The organism is Candidatus Chordibacter forsetii (assembly GCF_964187505.1).
Taxonomy (GTDB): domain Bacteria; phylum Verrucomicrobiota; class Verrucomicrobiia; order Opitutales; family Seribacteraceae; genus Chordibacter; species Chordibacter forsetii.
This window is the reverse complement of sequence record NZ_CAXLML010000175.1, coordinates 1-22,004: the sequence shown is the minus strand read 5'-3', so window position 1 is coordinate 22,004 and position 22,004 is coordinate 1. Positions and strand designations below refer to the sequence as shown.

Annotated in this window: 21 protein-coding genes; 5 read left to right on the top strand and 16 right to left on the bottom strand. The window is 43.4% G+C overall.

Annotated features, from left to right (window positions below; translation table 11 throughout):
* The 4 genes from ACKPQ4_RS07455 to ACKPQ4_RS07440 all read left to right on the top strand — a co-directional run.
* Positions 1-525: uridine monophosphate kinase (locus ACKPQ4_RS07455; RefSeq protein WP_407680560.1), on the top strand; the 525-nt coding region annotated here is incomplete at its 5' end.
* A gap of 42 nt (positions 526-567) precedes the next feature.
* The gene (gene frr, locus ACKPQ4_RS07450; protein WP_407680559.1) at positions 568-1,125 is read left to right on the top strand and encodes a ribosome recycling factor; all 558 of its coding nucleotides are present in this window, start codon (positions 568-570) and stop codon (positions 1,123-1,125) included.
* 104 nt (positions 1,126-1,229) lie between these two features.
* Positions 1,230-2,342 carry a glutamate 5-kinase gene (gene proB / locus ACKPQ4_RS07445; protein WP_407680558.1) on the top strand — a complete coding sequence of 371 codons (1,113 nt, stop codon included), beginning with the start codon at positions 1,230-1,232 and terminating at the stop codon, positions 2,340-2,342.
* A gap of 1 nt (position 2,343) precedes the next feature.
* Positions 2,344-4,458 (top strand): ATP-dependent helicase, encoded by a 2,115-nt coding sequence (locus ACKPQ4_RS07440; protein ID WP_407680557.1) that lies wholly within the window; start codon positions 2,344-2,346, stop codon positions 4,456-4,458.
* Here the strand turns inward: ACKPQ4_RS07440 and ACKPQ4_RS07435 are convergent.
* The 5 genes from ACKPQ4_RS07435 to ACKPQ4_RS07415 form a co-directional block, all read right to left on the bottom strand.
* The gene (locus ACKPQ4_RS07435) at positions 4,455-4,874 is read right to left on the bottom strand and encodes an iron-sulfur cluster assembly scaffold protein (RefSeq protein ID WP_407680556.1); all 420 of its coding nucleotides are present in this window, start codon (positions 4,872-4,874) and stop codon (positions 4,455-4,457) included. The genes ACKPQ4_RS07440 and ACKPQ4_RS07435 overlap by 4 nt on opposite strands.
* Positions 4,875-5,411 (bottom strand): dCTP deaminase, encoded by a 537-nt coding sequence (gene dcd, locus ACKPQ4_RS07430; RefSeq protein ID WP_407680555.1) that lies wholly within the window; start codon positions 5,409-5,411, stop codon positions 4,875-4,877.
* A gap of 96 nt (positions 5,412-5,507) precedes the next feature.
* Positions 5,508-6,839 (bottom strand): Gfo/Idh/MocA family protein, encoded by a 1,332-nt coding sequence (locus ACKPQ4_RS07425; RefSeq protein ID WP_407680554.1) that lies wholly within the window; start codon positions 6,837-6,839, stop codon positions 5,508-5,510.
* Between the two features lie 44 nt (positions 6,840-6,883).
* On the bottom strand, positions 6,884-7,732 hold the full coding sequence (locus ACKPQ4_RS07420) for a ThuA domain-containing protein (protein WP_407680553.1): 849 nt from the start codon (positions 7,730-7,732) through the stop codon (positions 6,884-6,886).
* A gap of 111 nt (positions 7,733-7,843) precedes the next feature.
* Entirely contained in the window at positions 7,844-8,260 is a 417-nt protein-coding gene (locus ACKPQ4_RS07415; RefSeq protein WP_407680552.1) for a Fur family transcriptional regulator, read from the bottom strand.
* Between the two features lie 99 nt (positions 8,261-8,359).
* Here ACKPQ4_RS07415 and rlmN point away from each other — a divergent pair, with 99 nt between their 5' ends.
* Entirely contained in the window at positions 8,360-9,415 is a 1,056-nt protein-coding gene (gene rlmN / locus ACKPQ4_RS07410; protein ID WP_407680551.1) for a 23S rRNA (adenine(2503)-C(2))-methyltransferase RlmN, read from the top strand.
* Between the two features lie 21 nt (positions 9,416-9,436).
* Here the strand turns inward: rlmN and ACKPQ4_RS07405 are convergent, their stop codons facing one another.
* The 11 genes from ACKPQ4_RS07405 to ACKPQ4_RS07355 all read right to left on the bottom strand — a co-directional run bounded on the left by ACKPQ4_RS07405 (position 9,437) and on the right by ACKPQ4_RS07355 (position 21,912).
* Positions 9,437-10,096 carry a LamG domain-containing protein gene (locus ACKPQ4_RS07405; RefSeq protein WP_407680550.1) on the bottom strand — a complete coding sequence of 220 codons (660 nt, stop codon included), beginning with the start codon at positions 10,094-10,096 and terminating at the stop codon, positions 9,437-9,439.
* 35 nt (positions 10,097-10,131) lie between these two features.
* Positions 10,132-10,515 (bottom strand): VOC family protein, encoded by a 384-nt coding sequence (locus ACKPQ4_RS07400; RefSeq protein WP_407680549.1) that lies wholly within the window; start codon positions 10,513-10,515, stop codon positions 10,132-10,134.
* Positions 10,516-10,528: 13 nt separating this feature from the next.
* Positions 10,529-10,963, bottom strand: a complete 435-nt coding sequence (locus ACKPQ4_RS07395; protein WP_407680548.1) for an ExbD/TolR family protein — start codon at positions 10,961-10,963, stop codon at positions 10,529-10,531.
* Positions 10,964-10,975: 12 nt separating this feature from the next.
* On the bottom strand, positions 10,976-11,395 hold the full coding sequence (locus tag ACKPQ4_RS07390) for an ExbD/TolR family protein (protein ID WP_407680547.1): 420 nt from the start codon (positions 11,393-11,395) through the stop codon (positions 10,976-10,978).
* Between the two features lie 47 nt (positions 11,396-11,442).
* Positions 11,443-12,252: a MotA/TolQ/ExbB proton channel family protein gene (locus ACKPQ4_RS07385; RefSeq protein ID WP_407680546.1), complete on the bottom strand. Its 810-nt coding sequence runs from the start codon at positions 12,250-12,252 to the stop codon at positions 11,443-11,445.
* A 71-nt stretch (positions 12,253-12,323) separates the two neighbouring features.
* Positions 12,324-13,568, bottom strand: a complete 1,245-nt coding sequence (locus tag ACKPQ4_RS07380) for a hypothetical protein (RefSeq protein ID WP_407680545.1) — start codon at positions 13,566-13,568, stop codon at positions 12,324-12,326.
* Positions 13,565-15,838, bottom strand: a complete 2,274-nt coding sequence (locus tag ACKPQ4_RS07375; protein WP_407680544.1) for a tetratricopeptide repeat protein — start codon at positions 15,836-15,838, stop codon at positions 13,565-13,567. The genes ACKPQ4_RS07380 and ACKPQ4_RS07375 overlap by 4 nt, the downstream gene beginning before the upstream one ends.
* A 2-nt stretch (positions 15,839-15,840) precedes the next feature.
* Positions 15,841-17,571: a tetratricopeptide repeat protein gene (locus ACKPQ4_RS07370; RefSeq protein WP_407680543.1), complete on the bottom strand. Its 1,731-nt coding sequence runs from the start codon at positions 17,569-17,571 to the stop codon at positions 15,841-15,843.
* Positions 17,572-17,698: 127 nt separating this feature from the next.
* A complete protein-coding gene (locus ACKPQ4_RS07365; protein ID WP_407680542.1) occupies positions 17,699-18,673 on the bottom strand; it encodes an ABC transporter ATP-binding protein in 975 nt (324 codons plus the stop codon).
* The gene (locus ACKPQ4_RS07360; RefSeq protein WP_407680541.1) at positions 18,673-19,671 is read right to left on the bottom strand and encodes an ABC transporter ATP-binding protein; all 999 of its coding nucleotides are present in this window, start codon (positions 19,669-19,671) and stop codon (positions 18,673-18,675) included. The genes ACKPQ4_RS07365 and ACKPQ4_RS07360 overlap by 1 nt, the downstream gene beginning before the upstream one ends.
* A 39-nt stretch (positions 19,672-19,710) precedes the next feature.
* Entirely contained in the window at positions 19,711-21,912 is a 2,202-nt protein-coding gene (locus ACKPQ4_RS07355) for an extracellular solute-binding protein (protein ID WP_407680540.1), read from the bottom strand.
* Positions 21,913-22,004: the final 92 nt, after the last annotated feature.

Below are 22,004 nucleotides of genomic sequence, written 5' to 3'. Positions count from 1 at the left end.
ACCGACAAAGGCATTGACCGAACAACAGGGGATTCGATGGGTATGCTTGCCACGGTTATCAACGGTCTCGCTTTGATGGATCGATTGGAAAAAATGGGGGCTGTAGTGCGAGTACAAAGTGCCATTCCTATGGATAAATTAGCCGAGCCCTACATTCAACGCCGGGCAATTCGGCACCTCGAACGTGAAAGAATAGTTATTTTTGTTTCAGGTACTGGAAATCCATATTTTTCTACCGATACTACAGCTGCGTTAAGAGCCAGTGAAATATCCGCCGACATTATCTTAAAGGCGACCAAGGTGGATGGTATTTATGACAAGGACCCACACAAGCACGAAGACGCCAAAAGGTTTTCTGAACTTACTTACATGGATTGCTTGGAAAAACGCTTATCGGTCATGGACTCAACCGCTTTTTCTCTATGTATGGATAACCGCATGCCCATTCTTGTTTTTGACCTTCAACAGGAGCAATCGATTCGCAAAGCGGTTTGCGGTGAATCGATTGGAACGATTGTTCGCTAGGTATACCTATTTAATTTATACAATACAAAACCCTACAATATTATGGATACCGAAGTTATTTTTAAAAAGATAAAAAGCGACATGCAAAAGTCTGTAGATCATGTCTTAAGTGAGTTTGCCACTCTACACACAGGCAAAGCAAACCCCTCGATGATCGAAGGAGTTACAGTTGATGTCTACGGATCCGCTATGAAATTAAGAGATGTTGCTGCCATCACTACACCAGACTTGCGAACCCTGCAGATTCAAGCCTGGGACAAAGGGACTGTTGCTCCTATCGAAAAAGCACTTATCGATGCAAAACTTGGCATTAATCCAGTTGTTACTGGTGAACTCATACGGTTACCTATCCCCGAGTTAAGTGGGGAAAGGCGGGAGGAATTATGCAAAATGGCTCAGGGCTTCGCGGAAAATGGAAGGATTGGAATTCGAGCTTCCCGCAAAGAAGGTTTAGATACGCTAAAATCTCTACAAAAAGAAGGCCTTCCCGAAGATGACTTTAAGAGGGCAGAAAAAGAGGTCCAAAAATTGACTGATGATATGGGAGACCAAATCACTCAAGCAGTGAGTGCAAAGGAATCTGATTTAAGAAAAGTCTAAAGCAAAAGTTATTAGGCAAATTGAGAATCAAACAAACTTCGTTTGCTTGAGGTTTGCTCTATTTACCTTTTCTCGCATTTTTGACGCTTAGGACGATGTAATAGATGAAGCGAGTGGTAATCAAATTAGGAACCGGTCTTTTATCAGCTGGTAACGGGAACATCCGAGTAGAAAGAATTTCTCAAATTTGTTCCGGTATAGATCTGCTCAAGAAGCAAGGTATTGATGTTGTGCTTGTTAGCTCTGGTGCCGTTGGCTTAGGCATGGGGAAACTTGGTCTTGCTTCAAGGCCAGATGACTTGTCTGTACTTCGTTCATGTGCTTCAGTTGGGCAAAGTGAACTGATGCACGCATGGAAATCTGCCCTCAGTGCCCATGATTTTTTGGCCGCCCAGATTTTGTTAACCCGTGAGGATTTTAATGAAGAAGCAAGATCAATAAAAGTAAAAGAAACAATAGATTCTCTGCTCGAAAGAGGTGTAGTTCCAGTCGTCAATGAAAACGATTCAATTAGTGATGAAGAATTAAAATTTGGTGATAACGACATATTGTCAGCTCTTCTAGCCTCCCTAACACAAGCCGAACTTCTAATTATCCTGACAACCGCAAAAGGCTTAATGACATCGGTAAATTCTGGTGTACTTGTTCCGTTTGTGAGTGAAATTAATTCTGAGATCGAAAAAATGGCAGAAGGTACGACCAGCCCGACCGCGATGGGTGGAATGGCTACTAAAATTGAGGCAGCCAAAGTGGCGACAAAATCAGGTTGTGCAGTATTTATTGGATGTGGGGAAACCCCAGGTCGACTTCCGCAAATTATCGAAGGTAAAACCGAGGGTACTTTTTTTGCCCCCGCGGGCTTAGAGTTAAAGCAACGCAAGAAATGGCTGGCTTTTTTCCCAAGCCCTCAGGGATCAATCGAAATTGATCAAGGAGCCTGCACGGCTATCCTTGAACAAGGTGCGAGCCTCTTAGCCAGTGGGATTTTACATTCAACCGGTTCCTTTGGACGGTCAGATGTAGTATCTATCCTCGATCCGACAGGTAAAATCATTGCCCGGGGAATTGCCCGTTTTGCAAGTGAAGAGCTTGAAAATATTATCGGAGCAAGTAATGAAACCGTGATCAAGACTTATTCCTGGAGCAATCGACCCGAGGTTGTTCATCGTGATTTTCTTGCACCTCTAATATCCAAAGCAAGTTCAGCATCATCTTAACATGTACGACTACGAAGACGAAGAAGACGATTTATTTGGTCCGCCACCCCAATCAATCAAGCCTGCCACTGGCGAAGGCATTGATTTTAAAAAAGAGTTAAACGCAGACCAGTACCAGGCGGTCACTGCACCAAATGGTCCTGCTTTAGTTCTGGCCGGAGCCGGTTCGGGTAAAACACGTACCTTGACCTATCGGGTCGCTTACCTCTTGGAACAAGGAGCTCCTCCGGAATCTATCCTCCTGCTCACTTTTACCAACAAAGCATCTAGGCAAATGCTTGAAAGAGTTGAAGAATTGACCGGCATAGGCGGTCACAGATTTCTTGGTGGTACCTTTCATCATGTCGGTGGCCAGGCACTGCGCATGTTTGGAGATTTAATCGGTCTACCGAGAAGTTTTACCATCCTCGATGATGGTGATTCCGACGCACTCTTAAATGAAATCATTCGGGAAATTGACCCCGACTTCTTTAAGGCAAAAGAAAACCCCAAGGCAAAGCCGATCAAAGGATTAATAAGCTATGCCAGAAATGTGGGAAAAGATGTCGAAGAGGTAGCCCTCGCTCGTTATCCGTCGAACCGTGAACTTGTCTCAAAAATTGAGCATTTCTTCGACGCTTATACCCGAACGAAATTAGCTCGAGGTTTAACCGATTACGACGACCTACTTGTCTTTTGGCTAACGCTTATGGAAAAACACGAAGATGCACGCACCTATTTCCAAAATCGTTTTTCCCATGTCCTCGTAGATGAATATCAGGATGTGAATTTGCTCCAAGCCAGTATTGTAGACCAAATTGCTTCAAACCATCAGGTAATGGCCGTAGGTGACGATGCTCAATGCATCTACACCTGGAGAGGGGCAGACCTCGATCAGATCCTTTCTTTTCCAGAGAGGCACCCGGGAGCTAAAATTTATAAAATCGAAACCAATTACCGAAGCTCTCCCGAAATCCTTAATTTAGCCAACGGAATTCTTGAGAATCGAACGGCTGAGAAAAGTTTTACTAAAGAATTAAAGGCATCCCGACCACACCATGAATTACCCAGAGTGGTACCAACCTTGGAAGCTTATCAACAGGCTGATTTTGTAATCTCTAAAATTGAAGAGCTTTATGATTCCGGTGCAAACTATGATCAAATCGCCATCCTATACCGAGCTCATTATCACGCTATGGAGCTACAGGTTGAACTCTCTCGTCGCGGACTTCCTTTTCTCATAACCAGTGGATTGAAATTTTTCGAACAAGCTCATGTTAAGGATATGGTCGCCCAATTAAGATTTGTGGCCAACCCCAAAGACAGTACTGCTTTCTTCCGTTTTGCTTGCCTACTCCCTAAAATTGGAGAAAAAACCGCAATCAAACTGTTAAAACTGGCTACCCAAGTTGCCGCTGAAAAAGCGGTCTCAATCTGCCAAGTCTTGGGAGAAGAAAAAGTATTTAAAAAAGTTCCAGCAGATGCCAAGGAAGACTGGGAATCGATGGCTGAAACCTTGGCTAACATTGATGTGATTGCAGCTACAGCAACTCCATCCGTTGTGGTCGAAGAAGCCATTGGCGGGTGGTATCAAACCTACCTCCGAGCAACCTTCGAAAACTGGCCGAGAAGGGAAGAGGATTTAGAAAGCCTAGTTGATTTTGCTTCCAAGCATCAAAGTTTAGCAGAAATGCTCTCACAATTGGTACTTCTTAGCTCAGAATCCGGAGATCGAGTAGTTAAACAGGGAGAAAGCTGTATTCGATTATCCACTATCCACCAGTCTAAAGGCCTGGAGTATCCCCATGTATTTATCATCGGCTTGGCGGATGGACTTTTCCCCAATAAGCGGGCAATTGACGGGGAGGGTGACTTGGAGGAAGAAAGAAGGCTCTTTTATGTCGCGACTACCCGGGCAGAACGATCTTTACACCTACTCTACCCCACCCTCGCCAACCAAAAAGGTATGCCCGTTCGACTTATGCAGAGCAGGTTCATCAAAGAACTTCCCGAGTCGCGTTATGAGTTACTCAATGCACATTCACGCCACGGGCATAGAAAAGAGCGATCATTCGGAAATTCAAACTGGGGAAATTCCGGTGGTGGGTATAAGGGTTACAAAAAATTTGGGTATTAGCCTTCGAGTGCATTCTTGAGTGAGGTCCAGCACAAGGTCGCACAATCCACTCGTTCGGGAAATTGAACCAAGGATTGGTACACCACTAGCTCGCCCTGCCAATGCTCTGGTGCTTCTCCGCACTCGATCCATTTTTCGACCGATTGTATCGTTGTTCGGGCACTCTCAATAGATTTACCTTCCAACTCACTACACATAATTGATGCACAGGCTTTGGCTAATGCAGAACCTTCAACTCGAGCAACCATCCGCAATATCTGATCATTGTGTACCTGTATTTGCACACAACAAAGATTCCCTGTTTTACGACTCTTCCATTCGCCGGAATGAGAGATATCGCACAATTCATCTTGGCCACAAGGATTATTAGCATGTTCCTCGAGAATTTCTCTTAACAGCCCTTCTTCCTTATTCACTTAAAAAGCATTCTTCCACATCATTGATTCAACCGGTAATGAAGAACGTTGATTGTACTTAGCAGAGGCCTTGTTGGAATAATCTACCTCGACTTCTCCCTCCACCAAAAAATAAATGAGCTGCCCGATGGGCATTTCTGCATAGACTCGTACTGGTTGAGAAACAGAAATTTCCAACGTCCAATGGTTACAAAATCCAACATCTCCCTTACCCGCTGTTGCATGGATATCAATGCCCAACCTGCCCACGCTCGACTTCCCCTCCAAAAAGGGGACAAAACGACGAGTTTCGGTATATTCCAAAGTGGCTCCCAGGTAAGTTTGCCCTGGTCTTAAAACAAATCCATCTTCGGGTATGGTAAAATGTTCCACCTGATTATGCTTACGGGCATCAATTACATCATCCACATAACAGGCAAGGTGTGGAGAAAGATGGACATCGTAGCTGTTTGTGCCAAGGCAAGTACGGTCATAGGGTTCGATAACAATATCCCTGCGTTGAATTGCATCTAAAATGGCTCGGTCTGAAAGAATCATAACTAATTTGCTAAAGGTTAATCTTGCCGGGTCAAAACAAAGCGACCCCGAGTTTTTCACCCGGGGTCGCATCTAAGATTCTTGATTAAGTATGAATTAGATCACTCGAGTTTTTCCAGGTACTGGTGCATCGTACCCTCCAGCAGAATTCATTTGTACAGGGGCTTCGCTTTCCCAAGTAAGGGAATCAATATTAGGACAAAGTTCTACCTTCGAATTTAATGCCTGATCAAAGGTGACCTCCTTACCGGAATAAGTGGCGCAACGACCAAGGATATTGGTCATGGTGCTTTTCGCTCCATAATCTCCCTCATTGTAAACTTCCCCCCTTGCCAATGCATCAATCATATTGAGCTGCTCTTGTTGATGACCGCCTACTTTCTTACCAGGATAACGCCAAGGATCTCCAGATTTTGGAAAGATTGTGTGAGGACCACCTACTTGGCTATAACCATCAGTTCCATATATGTGTTCAGATACATTTTGGGAACATCCCTTAATATGTCGGCATTGGCTGTACATCCTAAATCCGTCCGCATATTCAAACTCAACGAAATGATGATCAAAAATTTCTCCGTGATCTTTCCAATCAGGGTCATTTGCTGGATTGCCGCGCACTTGGCGACCTCCATGACCGTTCGCTTTGATCGGATAGGCTCCCTTGATCCAATTAATGATATCCGTGTTATGTATATGCTGCTCAACAATATGGTCTCCACAAAGCCAGTTAAAATAAAACCAATTACGAACTTGGTATTCCATATCATTCTGGCTGGAAGTTCTTTTCTTGGTCCAAACCCCTCCCCCGTTCCAAAATACACGAGCATAGGAAAGGTCACCTATCGCACCATCCTGAATGCGCTCAACAGTTTCTATATAATTAGGCTCGTGGTGGCGTTGAAGACCAACGGCAACCATAAGATTCTTTTGCTTGGCAATTTCATTTGCTGCGAGAACTCTTCTAATTCCTGCTCCGTCTGTGCCAACTGGCTTTTCCATAAAGACATGTTTGCCTTTGTTGATGGCATGTTCGAAGTGCAAAGGACGAAATCCAGGTGAAGTGGTTAGGAGAACCAAATCAACATTGTCCATTTCCATAACCTTCTTGTAGGCATCTAAACCGGCAAAAATGGTATCATCTGTTACCTTAAGCTTATCTTCATGCCCAACATGCTTGAGGTAATTCTGGGCTCCTTTGGCTGTATCCATGAAAGCATCTGCCAGTGCCACACATTCAGTCTTGTGAGGTGAGTTCATTACTTGAGCAGCGGCACCTTTTCCCCGCCCTCCACAACCGATCAAAGCAAATCGAATAACTTCTTTTCCTTTGCTCTTTGCCGTTAGAATATTGGGAAAAGAAACCGCAGCACTAGCAAGGGCTGCTGATCCCATGAAATTTCGTCTACTTACTGAATCTTGGTTACTCATTATTATAGTTTTATGTTATTAGTTTAGGAGTTAAGTTTAATACATCAAAGTCTAGGCGGCTGAGGCAAACTATCGTACAGTCCATCCAATTCTCCCACCGACCATCGAATGCCTGCAAGGAAGTGTTCCAATAAAAAAGGTGTCCACCAAGTTGCTTTGTTGTGTCCAAAATTTGAATAAAATACTCTCCCTTTTCCATAAGACTTAACCCAGGAAACGGGATAATCTTGAGTAGGAGACTTTCCAGATTTCCCACTTTTATTTGCGTCCAAACTTATTAAAACACGCAGGTTCTTACGATCGTAACCTTTGTATTGATAGATCTCATCTGAAAATCGAAAGGTTTTGGCAGAAAAGCTTTTACACAAAGCATGCCCAGGATCTTCTACCCTAAAGGGCCATGTGCCACCTGCATTCCAAGGGTGTCCATCAAAACAACCTCCAATCATATTTGTGTATTCTTGCCATTTGGGCATACCCGCATCTGAAGCTCCGTGAAAACCGACAAAACCATTGCCTTTCCTAATAAAATTCAAAAGTGCACTTCGCTGTTTTTGAGTGACAAAAGCCTTTTCCACACGGGTGCAATTATTAAAAATTAATCCATCAAACTCTTTTAGGTTTTCTACTGAAAAATCTTCAACCGACTGAGAAAATGTTGGATTAAAGGCTCCAGTCTTTTGTGCCAAAGCACGTAATGCCTTAACTCCGGTCGGAATTGACTTGTGAGCAAATCCACTCGCTTTCGAATAGACTAGAATTTGAGGAACTTTTTGAGATTTAACAGGCGGAACTGTTTGAAGTGCTTTTTCTATCTTTTTTAACTCAGGATCTGGAGATGCGGACAGGCAAGTAAGTCCAAAACAGAGTAAAATAGTAATATTTCTAAACATGCAAAATTTTATAAAAACATCATATTCCATAAAAAAAGGAGAGCAAGCAAGGGAGAATACCCAAGAATATAAATTTATTCTAGAGGACTTTCTTCAAATTCAGACTTCTTTTTAGCACTCAGGACAAGTTCCAAAGAGTTCCATCACATGGGACAATTCAGTGAATCCGTAAGATCTTCCTACCTTTTCCAATTCTTCGGCCATACATATATCCACTCGTTCGGTACGACCACAGATTCGGCAGGTCAAATGATGGTGGTGGTCATGTCCATGGGACAGGCAGAACACTTTTGTTCCATTTTCCCGAACTCCAAGTTGAACGACTCCAACACGATCGAACTGTTCAAGCGAACGATACACTGTTACCAAGTCACATGAACCGGAGGGAAGTTGGGCGTGTGCCTCTTCAGCGGACAATGGATTCTCGGCTTTTGCCAAAACCTCTAGCATCGCTTTTCGCTGTTTGGTCAACCGCAAACCAGCCTCGCTTAACTGAACTAATGATTTATCGACCAAAGAGTTTGACATAAGTAATACATTACATGCTCTCCATATTTTTACTATTGGGCAAGATGTAACCGACTAGATCGTTTGCCATGGTCCAATTTTTCGGGCAAAAGAATAATCGTGAATCCTTTACTCTTAGACAAGCCCTTCGAAAAATGGCAACTTGGCAATGTTCCAACCTACCGAATGGAACAGTTGCGCCATTGGATCTTTGAACAAGGGTGCTTCGAATGGGAAGAGATGACCAACCTGCCCAAATCTTTTAAGCAAGAACTTTCTACTCATTGGGACTTGTGTCCTATGGAAATACTTCGGTCTCAAGGTTCAACCGACACCACCCGTAAATTTCTATGGAAACTAAGGGATGGACAACTTATCGAGAGCGTGCTCATTCCGGCAACTACCGGAACAAAAGGCATACGTTCATCACGGCTAACCCTTTGTGTATCCACTCAAGTGGGGTGCGCAATAGGATGTAAATTTTGTGCCAGTGGATTGGATGGCTTAAAGCGTAACCTGACAACTGGGGAGATCGTTGGTCAGGTTCTCCTCGCCCGCAATCAGGCAAATCGTAGAATTGATAATCTCGTATTCATGGGCATGGGAGAACCCTTGGCCAACCTACCTGCCCTTCTCCCTGCACTCGACCAAATTCTTTCTGAAAAGGGTTTAGGCATTGGGGCGAGACACCTGACACTCTCCACCAGTGGATTGGCCCCCAAGATCTTAGAACTGGCAAAATACCCCGCTCAAATACGCTTAGCGATTTCTCTCCATGGTGGGGATGATCAAACCCGCCAAAAAATTATGCCCATCAATGAACGCTATCCGCTCAACACATTGCTCGAATCATGTGAGAGATTTATCGCGGAGCGCAAAAAAATGATCACATTAGAATATATTTTGATCGAAGGTGTAAATGATGACCTTAAGCAAGCGGAACTTTTAGCAAGCCATGCACGTCGGCTTAATGCGAAGATCAACTTAATTCCATACAACCGCGTGGATGGACTTTCTTGGAAAAGGCCTTCCCTGGAACAAATTCGTGCATTCCACCAAAAGGTGGAGCAAGGCAACCCACCACGGGTAACTTTGCGTATGGAAAAAGGACACGACATAGATGCTGCTTGTGGTCAATTAAGGTTGCGCGAAAATAAAACTCAAAAAACATCCTGAGCTTACACGAGTTGGTTTCTCTTAGTCCGGCAACCTGATAAGAATTACATTTTTGATGAGCCCCGATGTATCATAAGTTGAAAAGCCCAATGGGATAGACATTTCAATCTCTCCCGTACGCATGGATATTTTCCTGCCTTCAACTTCACAATCAATCAATTGTTCATCATCAACCCAAAATTTTAAATGGGTTCTCATAACTCGTAATCGACAAGCATACCAATGATCAGTTCTGAATCGATGTGCCGTGGCCGCATCGTTTTCGGATGCATCAAAACCATCAATGCAAGATATCCCAACCAAAGCACCGCCCCACCCGCCAAGAATTAAGGTTCCATGACTTTTTAAATAAGGGAATGTGAGAGAACCAAAAAAATCTGTTCCCATAACCTTCATCGCGTCCCATCTGATTTCATAATTCACCCGTGGAAGTTCCTCACCAATCCAATGTATGCCGGTTAAAGCAATGCCAAACTCAAGCAAAGCACTTCCATTTCCATCAAGTCCAACTTCTCCCCGACCTGCAAAATCTGTGATTTCCCAATTTTCCAGGCTTTGGCCGTCAAACAGGATTTTCCGACTATCCTCCAATTCCTGTGGTGTTTCTTGGGCCAGGCAAGAAAGTACACTTAAGAACAAGCAAAGTAAGCTTTTAATCAAGGTGAGGCTATCTGATTGCATAATTGAATAAGGCACTAGAACCCCAAATAAAGGTTCTACTTTGGGCGTTCAATTACCTCAATCTCGTAACCTTCAGGTGCGTCGACAAAAGCAAAAATTGAACCTGACGAGCTTTGGGTTGGGCCATCACTCATGGGTACACCAATTGAATCTAAATGAGTTTGAAAATCTACCATACTATCAACCTCAAAGGCCAAATGCATTAAATCCTCCTGAACTTTCACTGGGCCGGATCCCGGGAAATAAGTAATTTCAATTTCTTCTTCACTGTTGGGCACAGCAAGAAATGCTAGCTTAGACCCACGTGGAGATTCATGCCTACGGGTGACCTCTAAACCAAAAACACGCTGATAGAATTCGAGCGTTTTTTCTAAATCATCCACCCGCAAACGGGTATGTAAAAATTTACAAACTACCATTTTGAAGTACGCCTTACTTTCGTCTCATGTTTGGCGACACACTCTTTATCTTGGCTGCTCCGCATGCATTCAATGCAGCTAGAGGGGCTTGCCAATTGGCTAATGGATCTGTCCAAATATGTACTACAAAATCTTCTCCATGCTTACTTTTTTCTCCAAGCAAGTAATCTTTAACATCGGGAAGGTCTAAGGCTTCAAACGCATTACCCATGTAATTGCCATCTACCCTGACCGAACCATCTGCTTCGATTTCTATATGGGATTCAGGCTTTGGTTTATTGTAACTACTTGGTGCAGATTTCCCCGGGAGGATAGCAGAAAGTTCTGCTTCAGGTTGCTTGATCATGGTAGTGACCATGAAATAAATTAATAGCAAGAATGTAACATCGATCATTGGAGTAAGATCGACTTCATCGACATCATCTAAAATTTTCTTAAAAGTATCCATGACCTTTTAAGTCTACTCCGCCGATTTAAAGGCACCAAAAACAATATTAGATTGGCCTCCCATTAAGACTTGTTCATGGACATCATTAAGAACCGATGCAGGGATATCTACATGGTACCTCAAAAAGACTTTCCATGATGGATTTCTCGCTACGGCAACTGAAACTTGAGAAATATCAATCGGTTGTTCTCCCCAATAAATCATTTGACCCATCGAAGGGTCGTCATCCACAGAAATAATGGTGCGAGATGGAGGTGACTCGGGAATTTTGGCATTTGAAGCAATGCCAAGTTTAGGATCTGAAAGCTCGACATATTGTTCAGATACCTGTTTAGCAACGACCATGAAAAATACGATCAAAAGAAATACTACATCAATCATCGGAGTAAGATCCGGTGAATCGTTGGTGTCTGGCACTTCAAATTTCGCCATAATTTACAGTCTTTTCAAACAGTAAGTAAGGGAGAAAAAATATTCAATCAGGCAGGCTCAGGAGCGGCTTCCTCGAAAGTGTCTTCTTCATATTGTTCCTCTGCACCACCCTCTTCATCAAAACCGCCACGGGCAGCACGTACAAGAGTGAAGACCATAGATCCTGTAACCTTGTTCACTTCAGCTGCTATGTTACCAAACTTTGTTTTGAAAAGAAAATATGAAATCAGGCAAGGGATCGCAACCACAAGGCCGGCAGCTGTCGTCCAGAGTGCGCTACCAATATTACCAGCCATCTGCTTACTTGCCTCTCCACCCATACCGGCACTGGTTAAGACGGCAAAGGCACCAATCATACCAACCACTGTACCGAGCAATCCAACCATTGGGGCAATTGAACCAACCGTGTTCAACATATTAATCCAGGTAAATGGTTTGGACATATGCAAGGCCGCGTTTTCATCTAATCCTTTTTCAATCGCTTCGATATCTAACTCGTCATCTTGTATCCGTTCCAAACCACCTTTCATAATCGAAGTAATGGGAAGTTTGTACTGGTCGCAAAGCGATTTCGCACCTTCGATGTCAAGGCCCTTGACTGCATCCATGATTGGATCAATTACATCATCCTTAATAAAAGCTTTCCTGCGAACATTGATACTGTTGAAAATAATCAATGTTATACCTGCAATAATAAGGAGTAAAAAAACAGTAAAGAAAGTGGGGCCCAAATTACTCCATGCTGCAACAAAAAGGTTACTGTCTTGAGCCGAAGCTTTGCTAACAAGCATCGTTGGCGAAAGAGTAGCGTAGAGAAAGAGTAGGCAGGCAGGTATACGTAAGGTACAAGGTTTCATAGTGCGGTTCATTGCGATTAAGGAATTAGAAAAGTAAGAAAATTGATCTAGGTCAATGAGGATTTGTTGGATTATGATTGGGGCAGTTTTGCCAGTCGTTCGATACTCATTTTTTCCCACTTGGTTTTAGGAAAGAATACCTTGATTTGATTGTAGACATTTCGGGCAGCTTCTTGAAGCTCGAGCTTTTCATAAGCATCTCCTGCCATCATTAAGGATTCAGGTAACCAATCTAGTCCAATCCGGGCATTGACTATACCCTCTGTAACTTCGAGTACAGATTGCCTGTAATAATCTGCAGACTTGAACTCATCTCCGCGGGCTTCGAATTGACGGGCATATTGAACGCGAAGTAAAGAACGCAATAATTTATAGAGCGAATACTCGTTGGTATTTCGAGCTGGTGGTTCTTCATCAAGTTTTTTCAGACCCTGCACTGCAGAATTGAACATTTTACCTGCTGCCGCTGCATATCTTTTATCTTTCGCCGCAGCCGGTGCATAGACCTCATACAGTTTCATGTAACAATAAACCGGCCATATTTCCAAAATTTTATTGTATGGACTATTCGGGTCCTTGGCTACAATCGGTCCAAGTCTAGCGTATTCACTGATCGCCTCGGTATAAAGCCCCTGGTTTCTTAATGAATCTGCCAAACGTAGATAGGAGGCATGATCTGCACTGTTATCCCGAATCGATATTCGCTGCAAAAGAGCTCGCGATGCTTTAGCAGAATCAGGATTTGATACAATCATTTTACCGCACAATTCAAGAGCAGCTTCGGAAAAATCTCTATATCCATAACCATCCAGTCGAGAAAGATTTAAACGAGAGAGTAAATAAAAAGCCTCATTGTATTGCTCCATACCCAACAGACCTTTGACATAGGTTAAGCAATCATCGTGAATAGCAAGGTATTCAAAGGGCATATCAAGAAAGAGCATGACTTTGTAAACCTCAGGTCGTAATGCGGTCAGTACACGGGGGTCGTATTGCTCGTTAGACAAGTAGTTGAGGTATGTTTTCGCGTTTCTTGACCAGTTGAACTCAAATTTTTTGATATTCTGTCTCTGCAAACCACGCAACTCTAGTTCCAATCGCCCAGCACCCTCCATTTCTGCATAAATTATGCCTCGAGCCGAGTCTATGCCCAAAAGCTTCATTGGCTTAGTAGCAGCTGACTTTAGGTAATGTACTTTTACCGGGATACCACCACCGGCATATTTTTTAAAATAGTCTTCTGCTGCAGAAACGGTGCTTGAACACAAAACAGCAACGATGAACAGCCAGCCCTTTGAACAAAAATTCTTTATCATTGGTACCTCCTTAGCCAATCATCTCTTCTTTTCTCCAGCCTGCTGACTTGATTAGAATTACCAATTCTTTCATAACAACTGATAGCTTGGTCGAAAGCTTTCTCGGCCCACTTACCTGAGGAAGCATACCTTGAGGTAGTGTCATCAAAATGTCGGGACGCTCCTTCAAAATCTCTCATCTCTTTGAGGCATTCCCCCATCATGTAAGAGCATTCACCTTTCAGCTCCATGGTGCTTTCATCGCTATCTCTGGCTTCACCAAAAGAAGCCTGAGCCAGAAGAAACTTTTCGCTGTCCTTATTGATCTTAGCAATTTCATACAATGCATGACCTTTGCGTAATCGGGCATTGTTAGAGTTAGGGTGCCACGGAGCATTGGTAATCGCAATGTCATAGCTATTAGCAGATTCTTCAAAATCCTTATTTTTATCGTGAACCTGACCGATTATATAGTTAGCTGAAAACAAAAGCTCACCCTGAGCATTGGGATAGACTTGAGAAAGTCTTTCCATCGCTGCAAGGGCATCTTTGAGTGAGTTTTGTGCCAACATCTTTTGGGCCATCCAAATTAGAACACTGGGACTGGCCGCAGCGAAATCATTTGTCTGGGGATTGTAGTTCGAACCAACCCGAGAGCCAACCCGGTCAAGATTTGCCCTCATTCGAAGTTCGAGGCTTTTTTGGCCATTGGACTCAGCGACTTGCAACATGGAAGCAAATGCCTTGGAGGGAGATAAATCTTTGGGGAATCGTGATTGTAATCCCTCATATTTTTTTAAGTAACCTTTAAATTGCTCGATGTATTTAGGATTATTAAAAACGCCTCCTCGATACTTAACGATATCCTCATAGATTTTCGGGTCCATCTGATTGTATTGGGAAGAGAGCATGGACAAACTTTTGCTGCGATCGAGTATGATTTCCTGAACAGTACCTGATACCTGCTGTTCGATCCCTTTACGATCAGTATAGCTGAAAGATACTTGTTCTGAAGGATTTTGGAGTTTTTCCAAAACCTCTAGAGTTTGTCCAAATCGATCCTCATAATAACGATACTTTTCGCAGTATTTTTTAAGGAGATCATCAACACCAAGGTTTGCGGGATCATTTCCAAATTTCTCAATTTCATCAAAGTACAACTTTAACATGGCGGAAGGCTGTCCTAATTTCTCTTTCGCAAAACCAATTTTTTCGGTGGCCTTGGCTACTTGAGCCCCTTCTTGGGATCCATATTTCCCCATATAATCAGTGTATAGAGATTCGATTTCCTTGTAGCAGGAAGTTGTCGCGGCGTCGTAAAGTTCTTCAAATTGTAATTTTGCATCGCCGTTAAAATCATGATCCGCCAATGAAAACTCAAAGGAATCTTTCATATCCACCCGCAAAGCATCGTACTCTGCCTTGCCAACGCATTTATCTGAATCTTTATCGAAACTCAGGAAATGGTTGACCAAGCCTTCGGGGTTTTCACCCACTCTCTCCAATAGACCACCCTCATTGGCAACAGAATCAGAAATTAAACCAATTTGTTCTGTATTTTTCCGGACATTGGAATAACTAGCTCTTGCTTGTTGAATTTGCTTAATACTTGGCTGGGTGTCGGGTCCTAAACCACTTGTAGCAAGATCTCCCATGCTTAGGTAAACTTCTGCAACTAGTTTATCTTCTGGGAATAAAGTTACAAACTGGCTAAACAAACGAATGGCATTTTCGTTATCTTGAGATCCCTGAAAAGCAACTGCCAAGCGGAACATCGCCTGTTTTGCATACTCCTCATCCGGAGAAAATCTTGCTTGAGCTCCATTCGGCCATGAATCAACCAAGTTTTCTCCGCCGGATGCAACCGTTCTCCCTGAACCAACCTTTGTTGTAATATTCCAAAGTGAACCATTGGTCCATAAAAAGTAGCCTTCCCCGTTCGAGTAAACTGGATGATCGTTTAATTTGACCATTTCCATCTTACCATCCTTCTCATCATACATCGGCAAAAATACCCCATTCGGATCTGGAACCTCGAGAGGTTCAGACTCTTCTGGGTCAGGTTCTACAGGGTCTGGAGCTAAGCCCTCATCCAAATTACCATCGGTAATGTCAGTAGAATCAACTTCGGATGCAGGTGTTTTTTCTGCAGACTCATCAGTGGTAACAGGGTCATCTCCCCCACATCCAATTGTTCCCATAATGAGCGGTAATGAAAGCAAAAAACTGATTCTAGGTGCCAACAAATTAGTAATGCTTTTTTTTGATGGGTATGTAGTCAACCAACTCATGATCATTCTTCCTCAATCGCTGCTTCGTCCAAAGGTAGGCCTTTGATACTGACCCCGACAACTGCACCGAGGAAAGGTTTAGCAGCATCATAGTTTCCACTGGCAAGCAAAGCCAATCCACTCATGTAGTTAATACGGCCCATAGCTACGGTTCCTTGGAGTTCTTTCTTGTTTGCATAACCCAGGGATGGGTTAAAAGTTCCATTTTCGAAACCAGCAAATTTATTGAGCAACTTGTCAAATTCTTGGCGTTTAAAAAACTCGGCACCCATCATACCAATAAATTCACGAGAATATTTGTGTTCAGGCATAACATCTAAAAAGTCCTCACAAAGTTCAAAAAATCGGGCTTGGTATTCGTCAGCTTTTGCTTTTGCGGCAGCCGCTTTCTCTTTATCAACGGTAGCCAGGGAAGCTTGTAATTCCTCCACGATTTCCATTTGTGAAACCACCTCCTTACGATACGCGTTGGCCATAATAAAGGTAACATCGGCACGGAACTTTAATAACTCCTTGTTCGCCAAATACTCTTCACCCAGCTCAATTGACTTCTCACGGAATTTTACGGTGTTTGCAGATGCAAAGGCGGCATAAATGAAATTTTCCGCCATTTCATGATCAGGAAAGTCCCTGTAGAGCCAGTAAAATGCCCAGAACGACTCCCACTCCCTCTTACAAGCCTGAAAGTTATCCGCTTTTCTCCATCGTAAAACGGTAGTGAAGGAAGGAGTGTTCTTTGCTAGTTTTAGATGACTCCGAGCGCTTGTTGCCTTCATCGCTAATTCATTGATCCTACTCTTGAGAGACATGATTCTTTTAGGGGGTAAGCGTCTACCTTGTGAATCAATAAATGACTGGATTTGATCTATTTCATAGGAAATTTCTTTTTCCCTTGCAGTGTAAAAGGTCACAATTTCTTCAGTCGTCATGGTTAGGGCAAAAAGAAGAGATGCTTCTACTTGTCTGTCCTTTTCCTTTAGAACCTCAGCCCCCTGCATCAGGTTCACATTTAATCGAAGATCAAAGCGGGCAGGAGTATCAGCTGACAACCTCGGAAGTAGAGGAAATACCTCGTCTATCCTTTTCTCTTTAACAAACATTTCCACCATGCAGGAAACAGCGTAAGCCGCTCTGTCTTCATCCTTGGCAAGGTCGGCAAATTTAAGTAACTCCTCGAAAGCTTTTTCACCACTTCTCCAATTTTGTTTAATGTGGTAACACTGAGCCCTACCATAATAAAGGTTCATTAAATCACTCCTCCTAAGAATTTTTTTCTTAAAAGGTTTATCCTCATCCAACAATTCTTCGATAACTTCTGCTGCTTCATCCCATTTTTGTAAAGCACGCAAGCAGGTAGTGCGTTGCTGCATAGCGGCGACTGCATTTTCATTTTCGGGATATTTCCCCACAAACTTTGCAAATGCATCCGCTGCCTTTTGCATGTTAGACATGTCTCCAGTTTTGCCAAAGTTTTGAAGGTATCCAACACCCCGGACGTATCCAAATTGTTCGAGAATTTTCTCAACCTCCGGATTTCCTTCACCGGCAAAGCGAATTTCAAGCTGATCTAAATACGGAGCTGCACTGGCATAATCTCCTTCACCAATTAATTGTTGAGCCTCGCTCATCACTTGCCGCATGGGCATATCCGCAGGGTTTTGCCCGTTCAAAGGAAATAATCCAAAGGAAAAGGAAACTATGCAAATCGCAGAAGAAGTGAGCTTAAAAAACATCTAGGAATTTAGGGTAACTTTTCGGATAAAAGACAGACCCGAATACACCCGCAAGCCTTTTCTTGGATGATTCTATTGGTAAACTCTAATGATAATTAAAAAAAGTAGCTTAAAGATGAATATTCTTTTAGATCATACAGCAAGGACACTCCTGAACAAAGTGACCAGGACTGTATTCCTTCAATGCCAAAGTCTGGCCAATACTTTTAGCATAGGATGGTGAACCCACACGATACCCAAACGCACAACCAGGGGGAGGATTAATCGGGGAAGGCACTTCTCCAGAAAGGGCGGAAAATTTCCCGCGCACTTGAGGGTTCGGCTGTGGGATGGCGTCAATCAATGAGCGTGTGTATGCATGCAGTGGATTGTTGATTAATTCTTCAGCAGATGCGATTTCGATTACCTTGCCCAAGTACATCACTGCGATTCGATCCGAAAGATGACGAACCACCGAGAGGTCGTGTGCAATAAATAGGCATGTTAAACCAAGGCGATTTTTTAGCTCCAGCAATAAGTTAAGAACTTGACTACGAATGGACAGATCAAGAGCAGAAACAGGTTCATCTAAAACCAAAATTTCAGGACTCAACGCAAGGGCTCGGGCTATACCAATCCTTTGGCGCTGTCCGCCTGAAAATTCAAAGGGATAACGAGAACCTGCATTTTCCGGCAATCCCACCAAGTTTAACAATTCCTTTACCCGGGCGGTTCTTTGGCATGAATCTCCTATCTGGTGAATAACCAAGGGCTCCTCGAGGATTTGTCCGACATTATGGCGGGCGTTGAGCGATTCTGCTGGATCCTGAAAAACCATTTGTACACGCTTCCGGTTTTCTTTGCCAAGCTTCCCCCCAAAATCTCCGAGTTTTTGTCCGTCTAAGAAAATTTCTCCGGCTGTTGGCACGTTTAATCCCACCACTGTTCTTGCTAAAGTAGATTTCCCACAACCCGATTCACCGACTAACCCAAGGGTCTCCCCCTTGGCTACCTTTAGGCTTACTCCATCGACTGCCTTACAGGTAGCCACCGGACGCATCCAAATTCCACCTTTAACAGGAAAGTGAACCTTCAATTGAGATATTTTAAGTAATTCCTCCATCAAATTGAACTTTGGTTATTCAAGCGTCCACATGCAGGACAATCCTCAACCCAATGATTCTCTTCGACCTCCACAAGGGGTGCCCGTACCTCCAACCACTCCTGCTCGTGAAAGTGAGGACTTCTTGAAGCAAAGCGACAGCCTGAGTTTAAATCTGCCAATGCTGGAATCATTCCCTGAATTACTGGAAGTTTGGTTTGCACGGGACCGGTAAGTGAAGGTATCGAAGCGAGCAAACCTTTGGTGTAGGCATGTTGAGGGAATTCAAAAAGCCTATGCATAGGAGCTCGCTCAACAATTCTTCCTGCATACATAACAGCTACCTCATCGCAAGTCTGAGCAACCACGCCCAAATCGTGCGTAATTAGAAGTAGGGACGCACCTGACTGTTCCTGTAATTCGGACATCAGTTGAAGAACTTGTGCCTGAATAGTGACATCAAGGGCTGTGGTTGGTTCGTCGGCAATAATCAGATCGGGCTCGCAAGCTAAAGCAATGGCAATAACGATCCGTTGCCTCATACCTCCAGACAATTGATGGGGGTATTCATTTGCTCGAATACTTGGTTCAGGGATGCCCACCTTTTGCAACATCTTCAAGGTATGGACTCGGGCTTGACCCCTGTCCAAACCTTGATGAGTAATATACACCTCATCCACTTGCCTTCCGATCGTATGAGCAGGATTTAAAGCATTCATCGGTTCCTGAAAAATCATTCCGATCTCTTTCCCACGAATGGACCGAATTTCATCGGTGGACATATTGAGCAAGTCGTTGCCCTTCCACAAAATAGAACCGTTAAGAATTTTACCGGTGGGTTGCGGAAGCAGGCGAAGCAGAGAAAGTGCACTTACACTCTTCCCACAACCCGATTCACCCACAAGTCCAAGCGTCTGTCCCGGCTTTAAAGAAAGATCCACTCCATCGACTACGACTAAGTCTTCGCCCTCTTCATTTTCAAAGGCAACTTCCAGCCCTCTTACTTCAAGCAGACTCATTGAAAATCGTTGGTTCGCATGGAGCAAAAATCCTTATGCTTATAAATTGATTCGGTGCTTTTCATAAACTCTCACACCAAATTGAGCATCTAATTTCCTACCATTCTTTCTGGCGTCATCAATTAATAACTTCTTATCCTCGTCGATCCAAAAAACTTGAAATTCTGCATAGTCTCTGGTTTCACGAGGGCCCCAGTCTTCGGGGAATGCCACCCAATTCCAATGCCCCATTCGTAACCAAGGCTTTTTCCAACCTGGTACATAGACTGCATGGTCATGAATCAATTTACTTAATTGATGAGCCAAACTGGTAATTCCCTTTAAATTCTCCTCCATTCTGTATTGATCGATTAATTGATCAATTTCGAGAACAGCGGTTTGGGTAAAATTATTGGTACTTGTTTTCACAACAATATCCGACCGTAAGGTCCCATCTGTAGTAAACTTTTCCTTTCCGCTCGGTGAATAGGCATTATCTGAATGATAAGGTTCCCAAAAACGGGGAAACAATTCGACGAAGGAACTAAATGCTGAAAAAACAACCTGATGATTTTTCTCTGATGCCGTCTTAAACGCGGCTGTGCTCTCGAGTATTTTAAGCTTCAAATCAAGCCCTGCTTTTTTGGCCTCCTCCCGTAAGACCACCAGCACATCTTCCAAATGTTTATAGCCCGTGAGCAATTCAACTGACAATCGTTTACCTGCATCATTGATCAAAATCCCATCTTTTCCACGATCACGGTATCCCGCTTTGGCAAAAAACTTTGTCGCCAAATCAACAGAAAACTTTCGGGCCTGCAAAGTCGGGTGGGAACGCTTGCCATATCCATCTGCTACCGTTCGCATCCTTTCAAAATCTCCCCGAAATATTTTTTGGAGAACGAGATCAAAATTCATTGAGTGTTGAAACCCAATTCGAATGTTTAAATCATCAAATGGTGGTTTAGAAGAATTGATACGCAGGGCGTAGGAGGGAGGAGGGACTTGATTAAAAAAGGTAACCTTGGTCAAATATCCATCACTCACTAATTGATGAGTATCGGGCAACTTTTCGTACCAATAATCGGTTTTGGACAGACTAAACATATCAAGATCCCCCTTGAGAAATACCTCAAAAGCTTTGCTTGGGTCACGAATGACTTGAGCCATGATTCGGTCGGGGTTGTATCGGTTGCGATAAAACTTTTTCTGATCAGCCCACCAATTGGATAAACGGGTCAGAGTCACAGACTGCCCTTTTTTGATGTCCTCTTTGCGAACCACATAGGGCCCAGTTGTTGGCTCCTGGACCCATTGGTATTTCTTTAGATAATCACCGCCCAGTTCATCATAAAAGTGTTCGGGTATAGAACGTATAGAAATGCGCTCGACCAAGTCAGGTTTGGCGGAATGATAAGTAATGGAAAGCGTATTTTTATTAAAAAGTGTAACCTTTAGAAATTTGTCCTTTCCGTAGAAATCATTGTACCAGGGGGCTTGCAGATGCTTGCTTCTCATGAAGTAGAAGGTGAAGAAAAAATCACTCGCCCGCACTGGCTGACCATCGCTGTACCTCGCGTCACCATCTAATTGAAAATAAACCGTTCGGCCATCTTCCCCGAGAGCCCACCGCTCGGCGAGTCCAGGATAATAGCCATCAGAATTTGGATGTGTCATCACGAGGCCCACACCGTTATAATCGAGCAAATATCTGCGAAAAGCTCCATTGGCATCCGGCCCAATGGTTCGCAAGGTTCTGGGAAAGTCAGACATGAAAGTTTTCCAGGTTCCTCCACGCTTGGCGTCAGGAGAAGAAAATTCATTTTCCTTTGATCCATCCTCCCATCGCAAATCCTTGGGTAATTGATTGATACTAGAGATTTGAAATGCGTCTTTGTGCTTTAAGTAGAAATCCAGAACCGTATCAGAACAGTGAGCCAGCAAAGGATGAGGGTTTCCAGATTCATCTAAAAGCCCGGAAAATTCAGTAAATGTTTTTTCTTTGCTTGGTTGATCAGCTTTTACATCCCCGACAGAAGAGCCGATTTCTTTTCTCAATTCCTGAGCAAATTCACGGGCCAATTCCCGAATATACTCACGGTCCGCTTCGCCCATAGTTCGAGCCGTTTCTTTGGGTTGGCTTCCTGGGTTTCCTGGCTCCGGTCTTTTAAGTGTATTATCCTCACAGCCTGCAAATACAGAAAGGAAGAAAAATGAAAGGAGAGTTAAAATATGCAGGTTTATTTTTTTTGTGCTGTTCATTGGTAAGTGGAAAATTTTTTGGGGTCAAAAGCTTCTCGGATCGCTTCTCCGACGAAGGTAACCAAGGTAAGGGTGAGTACAAGTGCCCCGGC

Coding starts and splice junctions, on each gene's coding strand:
- ACKPQ4_RS07400 (WP_407680549.1), bottom strand. CDS start 10,515: ATGGTAGTTTGTAAATTTTTACATACCCGTTTGCGGGTGGATGATTTA.
- frr (WP_407680559.1), top strand. CDS start 568: ATGGATACCGAAGTTATTTTTAAAAAGATAAAAAGCGACATGCAAAAG.
- ACKPQ4_RS07440 (WP_407680557.1), top strand. CDS start 2,344: ATGTACGACTACGAAGACGAAGAAGACGATTTATTTGGTCCGCCACCC.
- dcd (WP_407680555.1), bottom strand. CDS start 5,411: ATGATTCTTTCAGACCGAGCCATTTTAGATGCAATTCAACGCAGGGAT.
- ACKPQ4_RS07375 (WP_407680544.1), bottom strand. CDS start 15,838: ATGAGTTGGTTGACTACATACCCATCAAAAAAAAGCATTACTAATTTG.
- ACKPQ4_RS07365 (WP_407680542.1), bottom strand. CDS start 18,673: ATGGAGGAATTACTTAAAATATCTCAATTGAAGGTTCACTTTCCTGTT.
- ACKPQ4_RS07380 (WP_407680545.1), bottom strand. CDS start 13,568: ATGATAAAGAATTTTTGTTCAAAGGGCTGGCTGTTCATCGTTGCTGTT.
- ACKPQ4_RS07415 (WP_407680552.1), bottom strand. CDS start 8,260: ATGTCAAACTCTTTGGTCGATAAATCATTAGTTCAGTTAAGCGAGGCT.
- ACKPQ4_RS07355 (WP_407680540.1), bottom strand. CDS start 21,912: ATGAACAGCACAAAAAAAATAAACCTGCATATTTTAACTCTCCTTTCA.
- ACKPQ4_RS07395 (WP_407680548.1), bottom strand. CDS start 10,963: ATGGATACTTTTAAGAAAATTTTAGATGATGTCGATGAAGTCGATCTT.
- proB (WP_407680558.1), top strand. CDS start 1,230: ATGAAGCGAGTGGTAATCAAATTAGGAACCGGTCTTTTATCAGCTGGT.
- ACKPQ4_RS07390 (WP_407680547.1), bottom strand. CDS start 11,395: ATGGCGAAATTTGAAGTGCCAGACACCAACGATTCACCGGATCTTACT.
- ACKPQ4_RS07420 (WP_407680553.1), bottom strand. CDS start 7,732: ATGTTTAGAAATATTACTATTTTACTCTGTTTTGGACTTACTTGCCTG.
- ACKPQ4_RS07405 (WP_407680550.1), bottom strand. CDS start 10,096: ATGCAATCAGATAGCCTCACCTTGATTAAAAGCTTACTTTGCTTGTTC.
- ACKPQ4_RS07360 (WP_407680541.1), bottom strand. CDS start 19,671: ATGAGTCTGCTTGAAGTAAGAGGGCTGGAAGTTGCCTTTGAAAATGAA.
- ACKPQ4_RS07385 (WP_407680546.1), bottom strand. CDS start 12,252: ATGAAACCTTGTACCTTACGTATACCTGCCTGCCTACTCTTTCTCTAC.
- ACKPQ4_RS07370 (WP_407680543.1), bottom strand. CDS start 17,571: ATGTTTTTTAAGCTCACTTCTTCTGCGATTTGCATAGTTTCCTTTTCC.
- ACKPQ4_RS07425 (WP_407680554.1), bottom strand. CDS start 6,839: ATGAGTAACCAAGATTCAGTAAGTAGACGAAATTTCATGGGATCAGCA.